This is a genomic window from Hypnocyclicus thermotrophus (assembly GCF_004365575.1).
GTDB classification, from domain to species: domain Bacteria; phylum Fusobacteriota; class Fusobacteriia; order Fusobacteriales; family Fusobacteriaceae; genus Hypnocyclicus; species Hypnocyclicus thermotrophus.
Window position 1 is genome coordinate 229,514 of the sequence record NZ_SOBG01000003.1, and the last position, 20,125, is coordinate 249,638.

Consider the following 20,125-nt stretch of genomic DNA (forward strand, 5'->3'; position numbering starts at 1 on the left):
TTTAAAGTTTACTGTACTAATCTCTTGTTTGTCAAATTTATTTTACTCTTGACATTTAAAATTATTTATGATAAAAAATATTAGCACTCTATTTTTAAGAGTGCTAATAAAAAAAATAAGGAGGTTTATAGATGAGTACAAAAGAGACATTAAGTTTTCAAACTGAAACTAAAAGATTATTAGACTTAATGATTCATTCTATTTACACACATAAAGAAATTTTTTTAAGAGAGCTTATTTCGAATGCTAGTGATGCTATTGATAAGTTAAAATTTAAGTCATTAACTGAAACTGATTTAATTCCTTCAGATTATAAATTTAAAATAGAAATTATTCCAAATAAAGAAAATAATACTATTACAATTAAAGATTCTGGTATAGGAATGACTAGAGATGAAGTTATAAATAATATTGGTACTATTGCAAAATCTGGTTCAAAAGCTTTTGTTGAAGAGCTTAATAAAGCTACTGAGACAAATGATATTGACATCATTGGGCAATTTGGAGTTGGATTTTATTCAGCATTTATGGTAGCTGACAAAGTAACTTTAATTACTAAATCTCCATATTCTGATATTGCTATAAAATGGGAATCTACTGGTGATGGTTCATTCACATTAGAAGAAGTAGAAAAAGATAGTATTGGTACTGAAATTATTTTACATTTAAGAACAGATAATGAAGAAAAAGAAGAGAAATATTCTATTTATCTAGAAGAATGGAAAATAAAAGAGCTTGTAAAAAAATATTCTGATTATGTACGATATCCAATTCAAATGGATGTTACAAAAGAAGTTCCTAAAAAAGATGCTGAAGGTAATCCAATAGAAAATGAATATGAAAAAATAACAGAAACTGAAACACTTAATTCTATGCTTCCACTTTGGAGAAAAAATAAAACTGATATAAAAGAAGAAGAATATAATGAATTTTATAAAAATAATTTTCATGATTGGAGTGATCCTCTAGCTACTATTCATTATAAAGTAGAAGGAAATATAGAATATACTGCTCTTATTTATATCCCTAGTAAAGCTCCACTTGATTTTTATTCAAAAGAATACGAAAAAGGTTTAAAACTTTATACTAAAAATGTATTTATAATGGAGAAATGTAAAGAATTAGTTCCAGATCATTTTAGATTTTTAAAAGGATTAATTGACTCTAGTGATTTTTCATTGAACATTTCTAGAGAAATTCTTCAACAAAATAGACAATTAAATGTAATTGCAAAAAATATCGAAAAGAAAGTTGTAGCTGAACTTAAAAAACTATTAAAAAATAATAAAGATAAATACATTGAATTCTTTAAAGAATTTGGAAGAGATATCAAATTTGGTATTTACAATAGTTTTGGTGCAAATAAAGACACTTTAAAAGATTTATTAATTTTTGAATCGAGTAATTCTGATAAACCAACAACATTAAAAGAATATGTAGAAAGAATGAAAGAAGAACAAAAACATATTTACTTTGTATCTGGAGAAAGCAGAAGTCAACTTGAAAAACTTCCACAAATGGAAGCCATAAAAGATAAAGGTTATGAAGTATTGTTTTTTACTGATAAAATTGATGAATTTGCTATTCAAATGCTTATGGAATACGAAGGGAAAAGTTTTAAATCTATAAATCAAGGCGATTTAGAACTAGATGAAAATAATGACGATAAAAAATTATTAGAAGAAAAAGAAAAAGAAAATAAAGAACTTTTAGAAAAAATACAAAAAGAACTTGAAGGAAAAGTATCAAAAGTAAAATTAACAAATAGATTAAAATCAAGTCCTGTATGCCTTGTAAGTGGTGAAGGTGTCTCATTTGAAATGGAAAAAGTGATGAATGAGATGCCTAATGCTAATCCTATGGGCGATGTTAAAGCTGAAAGAATTCTTGAAATAAATCCAAATCACGAATTATTTGTTGCTTTAGATAAACTTTATAAATCAAATAATGAAGAAATAAAAGATATTGCATATTTATTATATTCTCAAGCGTTATTAATAGAAGGATTTAAATTAGATGACCCTGTAGAATTTTCTAATAAAATGGCAAATTTAATAATTAAAACTAGCGGATTATTAAACTAAAATATTTAATACACTTCAAATTTTTAATTTGAAGTGTATTTTTTTATTAATTTTCTAATTTTTTTGATATAATATATTTATATAATACTTTAAATAAATAGGAGGTTTTTATGAAAATATTATCACGAATCAAATCTTTTTTTACCCAAACTCTTATTGGAGGAATAACTGTTTTATTACCAATTGGAGTTTTAATCTTTATTTTTAAATTCATTTTTGATTTTATATTAGGTTTTATTTCGCCAATTTCAAATATTTTTAAATTAAGTTTTGAAATAAATAATTCCTTAGCTAATTTAATTGCTTTTTCTATTATTATCGCTCTTTGTTTTATTACTGGATTTTTTATAGCCACTAGACTTGGAAACTTTATTTTCTATCATATAGAAAATAAAATATTAAAAAAATTACCCGGCTATAAAATAGTAACTGAAACAATTAATCAATTTAAAGGTAATTTCAAAGATTCTTTTTCAACTGTGGCTTTAGCTGAAGTATACGGTAATTCACTTTCAACAGCTTTTGTTATTGAAAAGACTGATGATTATTATACTTTGTTTGTTCCAACTGCACCAAACCCTACATCTGGTAATATTTTTCATGTTCATAAATCAAAAGTTACAATTGTTGATGTAAAAGTAGATGAAGCAATGAGATCAATTTTAGCTGTTGGTTCTGGTTCTAAAAAACTTATTGAAAATTATAAAAATAAAAAAATAGAAAATAATTGATAGGAGAATTTATGAAATACAAATTGATAATTTCAGACTTAGATGGTACTTTATTTAATGATTATAAATTTATATCAAAACAAAATCTAAAATCTATAAAAAAATTAAAACAAAACAATATTTATTTTACAATAGCAACAGGAAGAAATCATACAAATGCATATAGAGCTGCAATGAAAACTAATATAAATATCCCTATAATAACAAATGATGGAGCTCTTATTATCGATATTTCAAGTAATAAAATATTGTTTAAAAAAACATTACTTCCCGAAATCTCTAAAGAAATTATTAATATTTTAAAAAAACATAATCTTGTATTTTTTACTCATTTATTTAATAATACTGTATATAATAAATCCATAAATTTTCCTATATCATTTTATAAAAATATTTTAAATATTAATTTTTTTAAAAGTATTTATGAAATTTCTAAAGAAAGAAAAAATTTTATTGAGCTAAATACTGAAACTATTTTAAAATTAATACAAAATAATGATGTATTTAAATTTAGTATCTTTGACAAAACTAAAACTCAAGATGAATTTTTAATAGCTAAAAATGAAATACAATCTTTATTTTCTGACTATATAACTATAACTATGATGAATAAATATGGTTTTGAAATAATCCCAAAAGGTATTTCAAAAGCTACAGGAATAGATTTTTTATGTGACTATTTAAATATTTCTTTAGATAATGTTATAGGCATTGGTGATAATCATAATGATCTTGAAATGATAAAACATGTAGGTCTTGGAGTTGCTATGGGTAATGCAAAAGATTATGTAAAACATAAAGCTGATATAATTACAGATAGTAATAATAATCATGGTGTTTCCAAAATTATAGAAAAAATTTTATAAGATATATTCAGTATATTTTAATAATAAAAAACAGACTTTCAATATAAAAAGTCTGTTTTTTATTATTTTCTCTATATTATTCCTTTTTCTTTTAGCGCTTCTTCTGCTACTTTTTTTTCTGGATAACCTAATACGTCTACTTGATAATTATATTTTTGAAAATCTTCATTTGTAAAGTTTCTATTAAATTCTTTAAGAACTTTTACAATTTCTGGATGAGAGTTTGCAAATTCTGTTTTCATTCTAGGTACTGCATCATACGGTGGAAAAAAATGTTTATCATCTTCTAATACTTTCAAATTATACTTTTTTAACATCCCATCTGTAGCATATGCTACAGCTACATCAATTTTACCTTGTTCTACCGCTATATATTTCAAGCCAGTATCTATTGCTACCTCTTCTTTAAAAGTAAAACCATATGTTTTCTTAATTCCCGGCATTCCATCTGGTCTACTAAAGAAATCAGACAATGCTCCAACTTTTAATTTTTCAGCAACTCCGACAAAATCCGAATATTTATTTAAATTATATTTTTGTGCAAGTTCTTCTTTAACTGCAAAAGCATATGTATTATTAAATCCCATAGGATTTAACCATGTTATCCCTTGTTTTGCAAATTCTGTTACACAATATTCATATATTTTTTCTGGATCTTTTAATCCTGTTCCTTTTAATAAATATTGATAACCTGTACCTGTGTATTCAAAACTTAGATCAATTTGACCAGTTTTTAATGCTTGATTTACTAACATTGTTCCACCAAATTCTCTTACATCTGTTTTATAATTTGTATTTTTTTCAATAGCAATACTTAACATTTGTCCTAGTATTCTTTGTTCTGTAAAATTTTTATGCCCTATTTTTATTATTTCCTTTTTCTTTCCAAATAAACCTGCATAACTAGTAGCAAAAATTATTGTTCCTAATATCATCCATAATATTAAATTTTTTTTCATTAAATCTCTCCTTTTATTTTAATTAATTTTGAATTCCTCTTGGTATTAATGCTTTTTCAATTTTCCCAAATATAAAATCTACAACTATAGCCAAAAGTGCTGAGGGTAAAGCTCCCATTAAGATCATATTATTATTATTCATTGAAAGACCTTTAAAAATAAATTCTCCTAATCCACCTGCTCCAATTAAAGCTGCTATTGTAGCTGTCCCTATATTTATAACAGTTGATACTCTAATTCCGCCCATTATAACAGGCAAAGCTAAAGGTATCTCTATCATTGTTAATATTTGGTTTGATGTCAATCCCATCCCTATTCCTGCATCTATTGCAGCAGGATCTACATTTGTAATACCTATATATGTATTTTTTATAATTGGCAATAACGCATATAAAAATAAAACAAAAACCGCAGGTAGCACACCTATTCCTAAAAACGGAATAATCAATCCAAATAATGCTAAACTTGGTAAAGTTTGGAAAACATTAGCAATATTTATTACTAAATTAGCAATATTTCTCTTTCTTGTAATCATAATTCCTATAGGCACTCCAACAACTATAGCTAAAGTTACAGCCATTCCTGTTATTTCTATATGTTTAATAAGTGCTGCTATAAGGTCATCAAATCTATAATATATAAATTCATAAATATTAAGCTTTTCCATTTACTTCCTCCTTGTTTTGGCTTATAATCTCTTCTTCTATTATACAATCAGGTGAAATTTTAGACATAATATTTAATATACTATTTGGTGTTATTATTCCAACTATTTCATTTTTACTATTTGTTACAGGAATACTTCTAAAATTCCTTGTTGACATATAATTTAATACTTGAACCATATTTGTTTTTTCATCTACAGTAACAAAATCTTTTCTCATATAATCTTTTATTACTTTAGTATTGTAATTTAAAGTTTTTTTATTAAATTCTATTCTCTTTAAAAGTTTTGGTGTAATTAACCCAAGCCCTTTTTGTGGTTTGTCTTTTATTTTATCAACAACAATTAGCATTGTTGCCTCGCTTTCTTTCAATTTTTCTACTGCTCTTGCCATTTTACCTTCTGCATTTATTTTATAAACTTTCTTTCTCATAATATCTTTTGCTAATACTAATTCTGGTTGTCTCCAAAGTCTTTCTTTTCCTATAAAAAATTCTACAAAATCATTTATTGGATTTTTTAATATTTCTTCTGGTGTATCATATTGTACAATTTCACCATTATTCATTACTGCAATTCTATCCGCAATTTTTATAGCTTCATCCATATCGTGAGTTACAAAAATAATAGTTTTATGAAGTTCATCTTGTATTCTTATTATTTCATCTTGAAGTTTTTCTCTAGTTATAGGATCTAATGCACTAAATGGTTCATCCATCAATATAATATCTGGATCTGCTGCTAATGCTCTTGCAATACCTATTCTTTGCTGTTGTCCTCCACTAAGTTCATTAGGATATCTATCATAATATTCTTCAGGATCTAATTCTACTAGCTCTAATAATTCTTTTGCTCTTTCTACCCTTTTTTCTTTTTTCCATTTTTTTATTTTAGGTAAAAGTTCTATATTTTCACCTATAGTCATATGAGGTAGCAAACCAACTTTTTGTATTACATACCCTATATTTCTTCTTAATTGTATTTTATTCATTTTTAATATATTTTTTCCGTCTATTAATATTTCGCCTTTTGTGGGTTTAATTAGTAGGTTTATCATTCTCATTGTAGTTGTTTTTCCACATCCACTTTCGCCTATAAGTACTACTAATTCTCCTTTATTTATTTTAAAATTTAGTTTGTTTATAACATTTTTTTTACCATCAAATGTTTTTGAAACTTTTTTAAACTCTATCATTTATTCCTCCTCATTTTTATTAATACATTATTTTAAATTTTCATTATTTATTTTATTCACTATAACAGTTATAAATTATTTTTATTTTCTTTGTAAAAGTTAATTTTTCTAATAAAGTTTTTATTTATATGTTCAACACATTAATAAAACGTATTACTTTTTTAATAGTTTATCAGCAACTATATTTAAAATATTTCATTTTTTCATTTTTAGATTATACAAATCATTGTATCAAATATACAATAATATTTCAAGTGTAAATTTATTTTTTGAAAAAAGTAATATTTTTTCAAAAAATAAATTTAGTTGTATTTTATAAAAAAATATGATATCTTTATATTAAATTAATTTTTTTGGAGGCAAAAATGAATAAAGGAGGAGCTCGAGAAGGTTCTGGAAGAAAACCTTTAAAAGACAAACTAAAAATCTTTAACTTTAGACTCTCTATTGATGATATTAAAATCATTGATAAACTGGGAGTAGGTAAAAATTCAAGTGACAAATTAAGATATATTTTAAAAAAATATAAAAGTGATAAAATAAACATAAAAACACGTAGAGCAGCATATAAGATAGAAAAATCAAATAATTTTAATTTATTAAATAAAAATTTTAATACTTTTATAGAAGAATGGAAAAATATAAATAAAATAAAATTTTTATTAAATTCAAATCTAAAAAATATTATTAAAAAGAAAAGAATATTAAAAATGAAAGTATTTATAGAAAATAACGAACATTTCAATCTTTTACAAACTTTAAATTGGAATATTAATTTAATTGATTTTGATTTTAAAAAAATAGAAATTTATAAAATATTTTTTCAAAAAAATGATATCACTCTTGAAATGTTTTTTTCTGAAAAAGAAGAAGATTTAAAACATAATTTAAACTCCCTAAGCGAAAAAGAAGAAGAATTATTTTCTTTTCTTTTTGAAGATTTAGAGCAGTTTATTGCTACCTTTAAGCTCGAAATAGAATCTGAAATTCTTTTTGATAAAACATATTCAAATGGTGATATTTATAAATATCTTGAATATGAAAACATTACTATTATTGAATTAGAATATATAAAAGAATTAGATATAGCCATTCTCACTACTTTAAAACCTATAGAAAACGTCTGAAAAAAATAGACTTTATTAATAAAGTCTATTTTTTTTATTCTAATAATAATTTTTCTATATATTATATCATTATATTTTTACCTCTTTTAAAAAAATGTTCTATTTTTATTTAAACAATTAATTATAAAACAAAATATTTGTATTTATGTGCTGATTTAAAAAACAAATTCTATTTTTTTACATTTTTTTATTGACATTTTTTATTTTTTATAGTATACTTTTATCGTTGAGTAAGTCACTATTAAAAATGACTTATCCCACTAAATTAGAGTTTAGACTCTAATTTATCCCTTTAATGACCTCTTAAAATCCCTAAAAAAATTAAGAAGAGTTGCCTTTCCCTGGGCAGCTCTTCTTAATTTTTTTGTATAAAATAAAGGTATTTTAAATATTTTTTTGTATAAAATAAATAGAAAATATCTATTTAGGAGGTTTTTTATGAGTTTATTTTATTTCTTTTTAATTATCTTTCTTATATTACTTTCTTTAGAGATTATTACCCCCGGTACTTTTATATTTTTTTCCTTTAGTATCGCAGCTTTAATCACTTCTTTTTTTACATTTTCTATAAAAAACACTAATATCCTTATGTTTATTTTTAGTATTTTTTCTATTATTACTATTTTTTTATCTAAAAAATACCTTAATAATTTTATTAAAACTAATGATACTAAAACAAATATCGATAATTATATAGGACAACAAGTGAAAGTCCTTAAAAAACTTGATAATAATAATTATAGAATTAAAATTTATTCTGAAGAATGGAATGCTATATCAAATTCTGATTTAAAAAAAGATGATATTGCTATAATTATTAAAAAAGAAGGAAATCATTTGATTATTAAGGAGGCGCATAACAATGAATAAGAAATACGAAATAGAAAAAGGAGCTCCCTTATATGGTGCTACTGTTTTTTCTACTGGGGTAAATTTTGCTGTTTTTTCTAGAAATGCTACAAAAGTTACTTTAGACATTTTTGAAAATTTTTATGATAAAACACCTTGTCATTCTTTTGAATTTGATCCTAATATCAACAAAACAGGAGATGTTTGGCATATATTTATAAAAGGTTTAAAATCTGGAAAATACTATACTTATAGAGTAGATGGACCATATGATATCGATAATGGACATAGATTTAATCCTCATAAATCTTTAATCGATCCATATGCAAAAGCTCTTTCAGGTAAATTTAATTTTGATGATGAAGCTATGTATTCTTATTTTAAAACTGAACACAATACTATTTCAGAAGTTGATGCCTCTCAATTAATAAAAGGTGTTATTATTGATGATAGAAGTTATGATTGGGAAGGTGACAAGCATCCGCGTACAGAATTTAAAGATACTATAATTTATGAAATGCATGTAAGCTTATTTACTATGAATAAAAATTCTAATGTAAAAAATCGAGGAACTTATAGAGGAATTATTGAAAAAGTTGATCATTTAAAAGAGCTTGGAATTACCGCTATTGAACTTTTACCCATTTTTGAATTTAACCAAGATGAACTTATTAGAACTAATCCTGTAACAGGTGAACTTCTTAAAAATGTTTGGGGATACAATCCTATAGGTTTTTTTGCTCCTACTGGTAATTATCTTTCAGGAGATCAAACTTATGGAATGCGAATAGGACAGCAAGTTTTTGAATTTAAAGATTTTATAAAAGAAATGCATAAAAATGGAATAGAAGTTATTCTTGATGTTGTATACAATCATACAGGTGAAGGAAATGAAATGGGGCCGACTATTTCTTTTAAAGGCTTTGATAATTCTATTTATTATTTATTAGAAAAAAATAAAAGATATTACGCTAATTATTCCGGTACTGGAAATACTTTTAATTGTAGCCATACAGTAGTAAAAGAATTAATAATAGATAGTCTTAGATATTGGGCTACAGAAATGCATGTAGATGGATTTAGATTTGACCTTGCAGCTATACTTGGTAGAGATAGTAACGGTAAATGGATTGGTGATATGTCTCTTTTAAAAGATATTGCTGATGACCCTATATTATCTGGTACAAAGCTTATTGCTGAAGGCTGGGATGCTGCTGGTGGGTATTTTGTTGGTGAATTTCCTGTCGGTTGGGCTGAATGGAATGGAAAATTTAGAGATTGTGTAAGAAAATTTATTAAAGGAGACCCTGGCCAAGTTTCTGAGTTAGCTACTCGTATAGTTGGAAGTCCAGATTTATTTTATAAATATGGTAGACGTCCTTATCATAGTATAAATTTTATTACTGCTCATGACGGATTTACTATGTGGGATTTAGTATCATACAATGAAAAACATAACTTCCCAAACGGTGAAAATAATATGGATGGTGCTAATGATAATTATTCTTGGAATCATGGTATTGAAGGAGAAACTAGAGATATAAAAATTATAAATTTAAGAAAAAGACAATTAAAAAATTTTATGGTTATACTAATGCTTTCTCAAGGTGTCCCTATGATACTTATGGGAGATGAATTTGCAAAAACTCAAAGAGGAAATAATAATGCTTATTGTCAAGATAACGAAACTAACTGGCTTGATTGGTCTAGAAAAGATTCTTTTAGAGATATCTTTAGATTCTTTAAAAAAATGGTAAACTTTAGAAAAAATCATCATTCTTTAAAAAGAGCTCATTTCTTTAAATCAGAGGATATTAGCGGAAATGGTGTGGCAGATATTACTTGGCATGGTACAAAATTAAATAAACCCGATTGGAGTCAAGATTCAAGAACTTTAGCTTTTATGATAAGTGGAGAAGATTTTAGTGATGACAGTCCTAATGATAATGATATTTATGTAGCCCTTAACTCATACTGGGAACCATTATGGTTTGAACTTCCAAAGCTTGAAGGTAAAAAATGGTATCGAGTTGTTGATACCTATAGAAATTATGGTGATGATTTTCTAGAAGAATATGAAGAAATCAAAGATGAGAAATATCTTGTAATGGATAGGAGTTCTATTATTCTTATTTCTAAAAAATTTAAAAAAGAAAAATAAATATTTTAATAAATTTAAAAGGCTGTGAAATATCACAGCCTTATTTATATTCTAAATTATGTGCTAAATTTTTCCTAGCTTCATCAAATGTTATGTTTTTTCTTTTTGCATAGTCTGCCACTTGCTCTTTATCTATTCTGTTAATATTAAAATATTTTGAATTTTTATTTGCAAAATAAAGCCCACACACACTAGCTGTAGGAAACATTGCATAATTTTCTGTTAATAAAATATCTATTTTATTTGTTATATCCAATAGATCAAATAATACTTTCTTTTCAGAATGGTCTGGAATAGATGGATATCCAATAGCTGGTCTAATTCCTTGATATTTTACTTGCAGTTCTTCACTAACTGTTAAATTTTCTGAGTTTGCATATCCCCAGATATCTTTTCTTATCTTTTCATGTAAAAGTTCTGCAAATGCTTCGGCTAATCTATCTCCTAGTATAGTATACATTATAGCTAAATATTCATTACCTTCAGCTCTATACTTTTCTGCTAATTCTTTTACTCCGTGTCCAGCTGTTAATGCAAAAAATCCTATATAATCTATTTTATTACTGTTTTTAGGAGCTATATAATCTACTAAAGATAAATTATTTTCTAAATCTTTTTCTTGCTGCCTTAACATATTAAATCTAGCTAAAACTTTTTCTTTTGATTCATTATTATAAACTTCTATATATTCATCTACACTATTTGCAGGCAAAATACCATAAGCAGCATTCGCTTTAAATAATTTGTTAGATATTATATCTTTTAATGCAATTTGTGCATCATCATATAATTTTTTAGCTTCTTCTTTATATTTTTCATCTTGCATTATTTTTGGATATGGTATTTTCATTTGCCAAGCAAAAAAGAAAAAAGTCCAATCTATATATTTACTAATTTCTTCTAACGGATATTCATAAATATAATTTATTCCCATAACCTTTGGCTTATAAATTTCTTCTGTTTCCCAATCTAACTTCAATCTTTTCTTTTTTGCTTCTTTAAAAGATAATAATGTATTATTATCTCTATTTAAAAATTTATCTCTGATAATTTTATATTCTTTATTAATTTCATTTATAAAATCTTTTCTTTTTTCCTTATTACAAAGTTTTTTTGCCACAGGAACAGTTCTAGATGCATCTAATACATGAACTACACCTTTTGAATAATACGGTGCTATTTTTACTGCTGTATGTTTTTTAGAAGTTGTTGCTCCACCTATCATTACAGGAATATCCATATTTTCTTTTTCCATTAAAGTAACAATATTTGTCATTTCTTCTAATGAAGGAGTAATAAGACCACTTAATCCTATTATGTCTACATTTAATTCTTTAGCTTTTTTAATTATTTCTTCTGCTGAAACCATTACTCCAAGGTCAATAACTTCAAAATTATTACAAGCTAAAACAACACCTACTATATTTTTACCTATATCATGTACATCTCCTTTTACAGTAGCCATAAGAACTTTCCCTTCATTTTGAGAATCGCCCTCTTTTTTTTCAGCTTCTATATATGGCATTAAATACTCAACTGCTTTTTTCATTACGCGAGCACTTTTTACTACTTGTGGTAAAAACATTTTCCCACTACCAAATAAATCCCCTACAATATTCATTCCTGCCATTAATGGTTTTTCAATTATCTCTAAAGCACTATTATATGAATTTCTTGCTTCTTCTACATCTTCATTTATATATTCAACTATTCCTTTTACAAGTGCATGAGATAGTCTTTCTTCAATTGTTCCTTTTCTCCATTCTAATCTTTTACTATTATCTTTATTATTACTTTGCCCTTTTACTTTTTCAGCATAATCAATAAGTCTTTCTGTTGCATCTTCACGTTTATTTAATATTACATCTTCTACATACTCTAAAAGCTCTTTTGGTATATCATCATACACTTGAAGCATATTAGGATTTACTATTCCCATATCCATTCCATTTTTTATTGCATAATATAAAAAAACAGAATGCATAGCTTCTCTTATAATATTATTTCCTCTAAATGAAAAAGATATATTACTTACTCCTCCACTTACTTTTGCATATGGCAAATTTTCTTTTATCCATTTTACCGCATTTATAAAATCAACAGCATAATTATTATGCTCTTCTATTCCTGTAGCTACTGCTAATATATTTGGATCAAAAATTATATCTGCTGGATTAAATTTAACTTTTTCAACAAGAATATCATATGATCTTTTACAAATTTCTATTTTTCTTTCATATGAATCAGCTTGTCCTTGTTCATCAAAAGCCATTACTACAACAGCAGCACCATATTTTTTTATAAGTTTAGCTTGTCTAATAAATTCTTCTTCTCCTACTTTTAAACTTATTGAGTTTACTATAGATTTTCCTTGCAAACATTTTAGCCCTGCTTCAATCACTTCCCACTTTGAAGAATCTATCATAATTGGTACTTTAGCTATTTCTGGTTCACTCATTACAAGATTAAGAAATTTAACCATTTCTTCTTTTGCATTAAGCATTCCATCATCCATATTTATATCAATAATTTGTGCTCCACCCTCTACTTGATCTCTTGCTACTGACAAAGCCTCTTCATATTTTTTTTCATTTATAAGTCTTAAAAATTTTCTTGAACCTGCTACATTTGTTCTTTCTCCTACATTTATGAAATTCATTTCTTCATTTATCTTTAATAATTCTAACCCACTTATTTTAGTTTCTATTTTTATTATTGGAATTTCTCTAGGTTTATAATTTTTAGCAATTTCATATATTTTTTCTATATGCTTTGGTGTTGTTCCACAACAACCTCCTACTATATTTACATTTCTATTTTCAAATAAAGGTTTTAAAAAATTTGATGTTTCTTCTGGAAGTTCATCATATTCTCCAAATTGATTTGGAAGTCCCGCATTTGGATATACGCTAATATATAAATCTTCTGTTTTAGAAAGTTTTTCTATAAATGGAAGTAAATCTTTTGCTCCAAATGAACAATTTAATCCAACACTAACAACATTATCATTTTTTATAGATGTAACAAACGCTTCAAGTGTTTGTCCCGATAATGTTCTTCCACTTTTATCAGTTAATGTCCCAGATATCATAATAGGAAATCGAATATTTTTTTCTTCCATATATGTATTTGCCGCAAATACAGCTGCTTTTGCATTTAAAGTATCAAAAATTGTTTCAATAAGAATTACATCTATGCCACCAGCTACTAGTCCATCTATTTGTTCTTTATATATTTCTACTAAGTAATCAAAATCCACATCTCTATATCCCGGATCTTCTACTTTTGGAGATAATGAAGCTGTTTTATTTGTAGGCCCTAAAGCTCCTGCTACAAATCTTGGTTTATCTGGTATTGAATATTTTTTTGCTATTTTTTTTGCTATCTCAGCACCTTTTTTATTTAATTCAAATACATGATTTTCAAGTCCATAATCTGCTTGTGATATTCTATTTGCATTAAATGTATTTGTTTCTATAATATCCGCTCCTGCTTTTAAAAACTCTTCGTGTATTTCTGATATTATTTCTGGTTTTGTTATATTTAACAAATCATTATTTCCTTTTTGATTAAAAGAAGAATTTTTAAATTCTTTCCCTCTATAGTCTTCTTCTGAAAGTTTATAATTTTGAATAGATGTTCCCATTGCACCATCTAAAATAATTATTTTCTTTTTTAATTCTTCGTATATACTCATATCCCACCTCAAAAAAAATTGTACTACTAATGTAGTTTTATTAACAAGAATATTATCATATTCTTATACATATGTCAAAAGAATAATATTTATCACTATAATAAATAAAAAAAACTGCCAAGCATAATAAAACTTATTATTATGTTTGACAGATTTATATTAATTATATATTTTCGGGTAATATTTTATTTAAAACTACTCCAAAGAGTGCTGCTATTGCAAGTCCTGAAATACTCACTGTTTTCCATATTATAATATTGTTTATTCCTATTCCAAATACAAATATTACTGCTGCTATTATTAAATTTCTACTATGTGCAAAATCGAGTTTAGCATCTACTAGAGTTCTTACTCCTACACTTGCTATCATTCCAAATAATATTACTGATACTCCTCCCATTACAGGCACAGGTATAGTTTGTAATATTGCTCCAAATTTGCCTATAAAACTAAGTGCTATTGCATAAACTGCTGCTATTCTAAGTATTGCTGGATCGTATACTTTTGTTACTGCAAGTACTCCTGTATTTTCACCATAAGTTGTATTTGCTGGACCACCTAATAATCCTGCTACCATTGTTGCTATCCCATCGCCAAGCATTGTTCTATGAACTCCAGGTTCTTTAAAAAAATCTTTACCTACAACTGCACCATTTGTTGTAATGTCTCCTATATGTTCTATAAATACTACTAACGCTATTGGTGCTATTGCCAAAATTCCACTAAGAGTAAATTTTGGTAATGTCAATAAGTCTTTTGTAGCTTCTGCTGAAAATCCTATCCATTTAGCATTTACTACTGCTGAAAAATCTACAAGCCCTAAAAACATTGCTACAATATATCCAACTGTTACTGATATTAATATTGGTACTAATCTAAAAAATGATTTTTCCATTACAGATATTATTATCATTGTAATTATAACTATTAATGCTATTATTAAGCTTTTCAAATCAAATTTTCCATTTGAATATCCTGCCATATTTATTGCTATTGGACTAAGTCTAAGCCCAATAACCATAATAATTGGTCCTGTTACTATTGCTGGGAAAAACGATTTTACTCTTTCTACTCCAAATCTTGATATTATTAATGACATAAGAACATATACTAATCCTGCTGATATTACACCACCCTTTACTACTGATAATCCATCTTCTTTTAAAACTAAACTAATTGCTCCAATAAATGCAAAACTTGATCCTAAAAATACTGGTACTATTTTTTTAGTACATAAATGAAATAATAAAGTTCCTAATCCTGCAGTAAGAAGTGCTATTGCAGGATTTAATCCTGTAAGGAATGGTACTAAAACCGTTGCTCCAAACATTGCTAATACATGTTGTGCTCCTAATAAATACTTTGCTTTGTTCATAATTTCCTCCTATTTCATTTTAATCTATTAAAATTTTTTATATATAAAAAAAAGGTCAAATGTCTAAAGACACTTAACCTTAATAAATAAGTTATATATTAAAATATTAAAAACAAAAATTAAAGATAATAATGTTATAAATGAGAAATTATGCTTATTTTTCTTGAATTTTTTTAAAAAAAACATCTCTTTTTTCATTATAATCTTCTCCTTTTAAAAATTCAAAATATTATATCATATATTATATTTTTGTCAAGTTAATTTTTATAAAAACATTATAAAAATATAATATTTATTATTATTTAGTTACTATATATTCTTTTATATTTATAATAATTATTAAGTACTTTTTCTACATAACCTCTTGTCTCTGTATATGGAATTTTTTCTATAATTAAATCACCATTTTTTTCTTTTAACCAATTGAGTACATTTCCAATTCCTGCATTATAAGAAGCTGCTATCTGTGAAATATTACCATTTACTCTATCACTTATCCATTTTAAATATTGTGTTCCTATTTTTATGTTTGTATCTGGTTCTAATAATTTTTCTATAGTTATGTTGTTATCGAACATCTTTGCAGTCGGTAAAATTATTTGCATAAGACCATAGGCACTAGCTCTTGATACTAAAGATTTTCCAAATAAACTTTCTTGTTTTATTATACTATAAATCAATTCTTCTTCAATTCCATATTTTTTAGAATATTTTGATACTATTTTTTGATAATATTTTGGATATAACATTTTTTTTAATTCTTTATAATTATAAAATTTTCTATAATTAAGTAAAGAATTTCTAATTGCTTCATTATATGAAGTGTTTTTTTCAAATACTTTTGATATTAAATACTTTTTATATAAATCATCTTCTGGTGAAAAGTCATAATATTTTAATTCTATCTTTAAATACAAGGGGTTATTTAATTCTAATATTTTTTCTATTCTTGTATTAAATCTCTTATATTTCTCATTATATTTTTGTATTGGAAAATCTTTTGCCTTCTCTTTATAATTTTTTATTTCAATAGCTTTTTCATAATAATATGTATTTTGATTGAAAAATATAATATAATCAAGATATCCTTGTTTTTCCATACTATATAATTTATATCTATAAAACGCCGACAATTCTGAATAAGGATTATTTTTTATATAATTAACTAATAATTTTTTTAATTCCTTATATTTTTTTTGAGAAAAGTATATATTATATAACAATTGATATGCTTCTTTTTTATTACTTTGTAATAAATATTTTTCTGCATTATCATAATCTTTTTTAAAATAATACATTCTTCCTATTAAATGTATACTTTCTTTTTTAAAGTAACCTTCTTTTACGTTTTTGAAATAAGTAATTGCATTATCTAAATCACCTTTTCGTCTATATCCACTAGCCAAATAATAATAAATATACGAATCTATTTTCTTATTATTTTTATCTTTTAGATATAATTTTGAAATTTCAATTAATTCATTATAGTGTTTTGAATAATATAACATTTTTAATACGCTTATATTGGCCCACATATCTGATTTATTTTCAAGATATTTTCTATATAAAATTGATGCTTTATAATATTCACCTTTACTTTTAAAATATTTTGCTAATTTTAATCTGTCTTCTATTTTTAAGTTATCATAATTTTCATCTATATTATATTTTGTATTAAAAACATATCTATAATATTTATCTAATTTTATTAATTCTTTTAATGCAGTTTTTTCGTATTTGATAATATCAATATCAAAATAATCTATATATAACTTTAAAAAATATTCTTTTGCTTTTTCATAATTATTCATTTTTAAATAAGAGTAGGCTATATAATAATTTTTTTCATATTCGAAATATGATTTTTTATTTTTTTTAAAATATCCATTATTATAATCAGCTTCTAAAGGAATATACTTTGTTTGTTTTAAAAATTTAATTGCTGTTTCATAATTTCCCGTATAATAATAACTTAGGCCTATATAATAATACAAATATGTTGATTTAATTAAATTTGATTTTTTATATTCTATATTAATTTTTTTAAATTTTTCTATTGCCTTTTTATAATTTTTATTATTAAAATCCTTCATCCCATTATCAAATAACATATAGTCATTTATATCTACTGCAAATACAACTAGATTGGTTATTATAAATATAAATAAAATTATTTTTTTCATTATACCACCTCTTTTAAATTATAACATTAAATATATATAATTATAAATATATTTATAATTATATTGCAAAAAAATATTTTTAAGGTATAATATATTATCAAATAACATAGGAGGTATAATATGTTTTTTAAAATAATTGGTTTATTAGCTGCAGTTTTAACTACTTTTTCATTTTTACCGCAAGCTATAAAAACTATTAAAACTCAAAATACTGAAGGACTCTCTTTAGGTATGTATTCTATTTTTACAACTGGAGTTCTTTTTTGGATAATTTATGGTTTTTATTTAAAAGATATTGCTATTATTTCAGCTAATATAATTACATTTATTTTTGCAATATCTATTCTTATAGTTTTAATAAAAAATAATTTTAAAAAATAAAATATTCTTGACATATTTTTTTTATCATAGTATTATTGTTGTATATATTATACTACAATAAAAAGGAGAGAGAGATGAGTATAAATAAATTTGCAGTCTATCATAAAGCAAAATCAAATTTTGCTTATTTAACAACTGATAATAAAGTTCATATAAAAATTAAATGTGCAAAAAATGATGCTGATAACGTATATTTAATTTTTGGTGATAAATACGAATGGCATAAAAAACAAAAAATAAAAATGAAAAAAATTTCTACTGATAACGAATTTGATTATTATGGAATAAAAGTTTTTATTGATAGTAAAAGACTTTCATATTATTTTGAAATAGAAAAACATCACAAAATTTATTCTTATACAAATTTTGGTTTTTTTGATAATATAAAACAAGATGAAGCTTACCTTTTTGTTTTTCATTTTCCATATTTACATTTCGAAGAAAAAAACAATACTCCTACTTGGGTAAAAAATGCTATATTTTATCAAATTTTTCCTGAAAGATTTGAAATAGGTAATCCAGAATATAAAGACTATGTAAATGCAAAATGGGAAGAAAAACCAAAATACAATAGTTTTCATGGTGGTGATTTAAGAGGGATCATTAATAGACTTGATTATTTAAAAGAATTAGGAATTACTGCTCTTTATTTTACTCCTATTTTTAAAGCACCTTCAAATCATAAGTATGATACCATTGATTATATGGAGATAGATCCACATTTTGGTACAAAAAAAGATTTTAAAGAATTAATAAAAAAAGCCCATTCATTTGGAATTAAAATAATTCTTGATGCAGTATTTAACCATACTGGAGATAAATTTTTTGCCTTTCAAGATATATTAAAAAATCAAGAAAATTCAAAATATAAAGATTGGTATTACATTAAAAAATTTCCAATTGATTTGGAATATTTAGAAAAGAAAAGAAAAGAAAAAGGTTGGAAAGATTGGTATATCGACGAAAAAACTGGCAAAAATATTTTACCTTATGAAACCTTTGCCCATACTCAACACATGCCAAAATTAAATTTATTCAACAAAGATGCTAAAGAATATATTTTAAATGCTGTTAAATATTGGACTAAAGAGTTTAATATTGATGGTTGGAGACTCGATGTAGCAGATGAAGTTCCTCAATCATTTTGGAAAGAATTTAGAAAAGTAGTAAGAGATATAAATAAAGATGCTTATATTGTTGGTGAAATATGGAGTAATTCTGAAAATTGGCTAAATGGTGACCAGTTTGATGCTGTAATGAATTATGGTGTTACATATCTTTGTACTCAATATTTTGCAGAAAATAGAATAAATAGTATTGAATTTCTTGAAGGTATCAATAGTTTATTAATGAAATATCAAGAACAAACTAATTTTTCAATGTTAAATCTCTTAGATTCTCATGATACAGCTAGATTTTTAAATAAATGTAATTTTAATGAAGAAAAACATTTATTAGCACTTACTTTTATAATGACATATATTGGAGCGCCTATGATATATTACGGTACTGAAATTGGCATGGATGGAGAACACGATCCTGATTGTAGAAAAGGTATGATTTGGAATAAAAATAAATGGAATATGAAATATTATAATTATATAAAAAGATTAATTAGAATAAGAAAAGAAAATATCGAATTACAAGAAGGAGAATTTATTCCTCATTTTAATAAAAAATTACTTTCTTTTGAAAGGATTTATAAAAACAATAAAATTTTAGTTATTATAAATAACAGTAAAAAAGAAATACGATATAAATTAGAAAATAACTATACTCAAGAATTAATAACAAATAAAATAATAAAAAAAGAAATTATACTACAACCTTATCAAGCTGCAATTTTAAAATAA

15 protein-coding genes are annotated in these 20,125 nt (G+C 24.6%); 8 read left to right on the top strand and 7 right to left on the bottom strand.

Annotation, left to right across the window (positions count from 1 at the left end; all coding sequences use genetic code 11):
• Window positions 1-131: 131 nt before the first annotated feature.
• From htpG to EV215_RS04670, 3 genes are all read left to right on the top strand, one after another.
• Complete coding sequence (gene htpG, locus EV215_RS04660; RefSeq protein WP_134112828.1) at window positions 132-2,084, top strand: molecular chaperone HtpG; 1,953 nt, start codon at window positions 132-134, stop codon at window positions 2,082-2,084.
• A gap of 110 nt (window positions 2,085-2,194) precedes the next feature.
• Window positions 2,195-2,815: a DUF502 domain-containing protein gene (locus tag EV215_RS04665; RefSeq protein WP_134112829.1), complete on the top strand. Its 621-nt coding sequence runs from the start codon at window positions 2,195-2,197 to the stop codon at window positions 2,813-2,815.
• 11 nt (window positions 2,816-2,826) lie between these two features.
• Window positions 2,827-3,681 (top strand): Cof-type HAD-IIB family hydrolase, encoded by an 855-nt coding sequence (locus EV215_RS04670; protein WP_134112830.1) that lies wholly within the window; start codon window positions 2,827-2,829, stop codon window positions 3,679-3,681.
• Between the two features lie 71 nt (window positions 3,682-3,752).
• Here the strand turns inward: EV215_RS04670 and EV215_RS04675 are convergent, their stop codons facing one another.
• From EV215_RS04675 to EV215_RS04685, 3 genes are read right to left on the bottom strand one after another with little or no spacing between them, the layout of a single operon-like run.
• Entirely contained in the window at window positions 3,753-4,640 is an 888-nt protein-coding gene (locus EV215_RS04675; protein ID WP_243832394.1) for an ABC transporter substrate-binding protein, read from the bottom strand.
• A gap of 22 nt (window positions 4,641-4,662) precedes the next feature.
• Window positions 4,663-5,307, bottom strand: a complete 645-nt coding sequence (locus EV215_RS04680) for an ABC transporter permease (protein ID WP_134112831.1) — start codon at window positions 5,305-5,307, stop codon at window positions 4,663-4,665.
• Window positions 5,294-6,499, bottom strand: coding sequence for a betaine/proline/choline family ABC transporter ATP-binding protein (locus EV215_RS04685; RefSeq protein WP_134112832.1), 1,206 nt, complete (start codon window positions 6,497-6,499; stop codon window positions 5,294-5,296). The genes EV215_RS04680 and EV215_RS04685 overlap by 14 nt, the downstream gene beginning before the upstream one ends.
• Window positions 6,500-6,864: 365 nt before the next feature.
• Between EV215_RS04685 and EV215_RS04690 the strand changes: the two genes are divergently transcribed.
• On the top strand, window positions 6,865-7,626 hold the full coding sequence (locus EV215_RS04690) for a hypothetical protein (protein ID WP_134112833.1): 762 nt from the start codon (window positions 6,865-6,867) through the stop codon (window positions 7,624-7,626).
• A 449-nt stretch (window positions 7,627-8,075) separates the two neighbouring features.
• Here EV215_RS04690 and EV215_RS10670 read toward each other — a convergent pair whose 3' ends face one another.
• A complete protein-coding gene (locus EV215_RS10670; RefSeq protein WP_306767444.1) occupies window positions 8,076-8,204 on the bottom strand; it encodes a hypothetical protein in 129 nt (42 codons plus the stop codon).
• 10 nt (window positions 8,205-8,214) lie between these two features.
• Here EV215_RS10670 and EV215_RS04695 point away from each other — a divergent pair, with 10 nt between their 5' ends.
• A complete protein-coding gene (locus EV215_RS04695) occupies window positions 8,215-8,496 on the top strand; it encodes an NfeD family protein (protein ID WP_166667348.1) in 282 nt (93 codons plus the stop codon).
• Window positions 8,489-10,636: a glycogen debranching protein GlgX gene (gene glgX, locus EV215_RS04700; protein WP_134112835.1), complete on the top strand. Its 2,148-nt coding sequence runs from the start codon at window positions 8,489-8,491 to the stop codon at window positions 10,634-10,636. Before EV215_RS04695 ends, glgX begins: the two co-directional genes overlap by 8 nt.
• A 40-nt stretch (window positions 10,637-10,676) precedes the next feature.
• On the opposite strand, the gene metH is transcribed toward glgX, so the two are convergent.
• The 3 genes from metH to EV215_RS04715 form a co-directional block, all read right to left on the bottom strand.
• Complete coding sequence (gene metH, locus EV215_RS04705; RefSeq protein ID WP_134112836.1) at window positions 10,677-14,333, bottom strand: methionine synthase; 3,657 nt, start codon at window positions 14,331-14,333, stop codon at window positions 10,677-10,679.
• A gap of 163 nt (window positions 14,334-14,496) precedes the next feature.
• Complete coding sequence (locus EV215_RS04710) at window positions 14,497-15,708, bottom strand: uracil-xanthine permease family protein (protein ID WP_134112837.1); 1,212 nt, start codon at window positions 15,706-15,708, stop codon at window positions 14,497-14,499.
• A gap of 302 nt (window positions 15,709-16,010) precedes the next feature.
• Entirely contained in the window at window positions 16,011-17,891 is a 1,881-nt protein-coding gene (locus tag EV215_RS04715; protein WP_134112838.1) for a lytic transglycosylase domain-containing protein, read from the bottom strand.
• A 120-nt stretch (window positions 17,892-18,011) separates the two neighbouring features.
• On the opposite strand from EV215_RS04715, the gene EV215_RS04720 reads away from it, so the two are divergent.
• Complete coding sequence (locus EV215_RS04720) at window positions 18,012-18,272, top strand: SemiSWEET transporter (RefSeq protein WP_134112839.1); 261 nt, start codon at window positions 18,012-18,014, stop codon at window positions 18,270-18,272.
• A gap of 74 nt (window positions 18,273-18,346) precedes the next feature.
• Window positions 18,347-20,125 carry a glycoside hydrolase family 13 protein gene (locus EV215_RS04725; protein WP_134112840.1) on the top strand — a complete coding sequence of 593 codons (1,779 nt, stop codon included), beginning with the start codon at window positions 18,347-18,349 and terminating at the stop codon, window positions 20,123-20,125.

What these genes read in the sequence shown, in the direction of transcription:
- EV215_RS04665 (WP_134112829.1), top strand. Translation starts at nt 2,195, where the DNA reads ATGAAAATATTATCACGAATCAAATCTTTTTTTACCCAAACTCTTATT.
- EV215_RS04715 (WP_134112838.1), bottom strand. Translation starts at nt 17,891, where the DNA reads ATGAAAAAAATAATTTTATTTATATTTATAATAACCAATCTAGTTGTA.
- htpG (WP_134112828.1), top strand. Translation starts at nt 132, where the DNA reads ATGAGTACAAAAGAGACATTAAGTTTTCAAACTGAAACTAAAAGATTA.
- EV215_RS04690 (WP_134112833.1), top strand. Translation starts at nt 6,865, where the DNA reads ATGAATAAAGGAGGAGCTCGAGAAGGTTCTGGAAGAAAACCTTTAAAA.
- EV215_RS04670 (WP_134112830.1), top strand. Translation starts at nt 2,827, where the DNA reads ATGAAATACAAATTGATAATTTCAGACTTAGATGGTACTTTATTTAAT.
- glgX (WP_134112835.1), top strand. Translation starts at nt 8,489, where the DNA reads ATGAATAAGAAATACGAAATAGAAAAAGGAGCTCCCTTATATGGTGCT.
- metH (WP_134112836.1), bottom strand. Translation starts at nt 14,333, where the DNA reads ATGAGTATATACGAAGAATTAAAAAAGAAAATAATTATTTTAGATGGT.
- EV215_RS04725 (WP_134112840.1), top strand. Translation starts at nt 18,347, where the DNA reads ATGAGTATAAATAAATTTGCAGTCTATCATAAAGCAAAATCAAATTTT.
- EV215_RS04675 (WP_243832394.1), bottom strand. Translation starts at nt 4,640, where the DNA reads ATGAAAAAAAATTTAATATTATGGATGATATTAGGAACAATAATTTTT.
- EV215_RS04680 (WP_134112831.1), bottom strand. Translation starts at nt 5,307, where the DNA reads ATGGAAAAGCTTAATATTTATGAATTTATATATTATAGATTTGATGAC.
- EV215_RS04720 (WP_134112839.1), top strand. Translation starts at nt 18,012, where the DNA reads ATGTTTTTTAAAATAATTGGTTTATTAGCTGCAGTTTTAACTACTTTT.
- EV215_RS04695 (WP_166667348.1), top strand. Translation starts at nt 8,215, where the DNA reads ATGTTTATTTTTAGTATTTTTTCTATTATTACTATTTTTTTATCTAAA.
- EV215_RS04710 (WP_134112837.1), bottom strand. Translation starts at nt 15,708, where the DNA reads ATGAACAAAGCAAAGTATTTATTAGGAGCACAACATGTATTAGCAATG.
- EV215_RS04685 (WP_134112832.1), bottom strand. Translation starts at nt 6,499, where the DNA reads ATGATAGAGTTTAAAAAAGTTTCAAAAACATTTGATGGTAAAAAAAAT.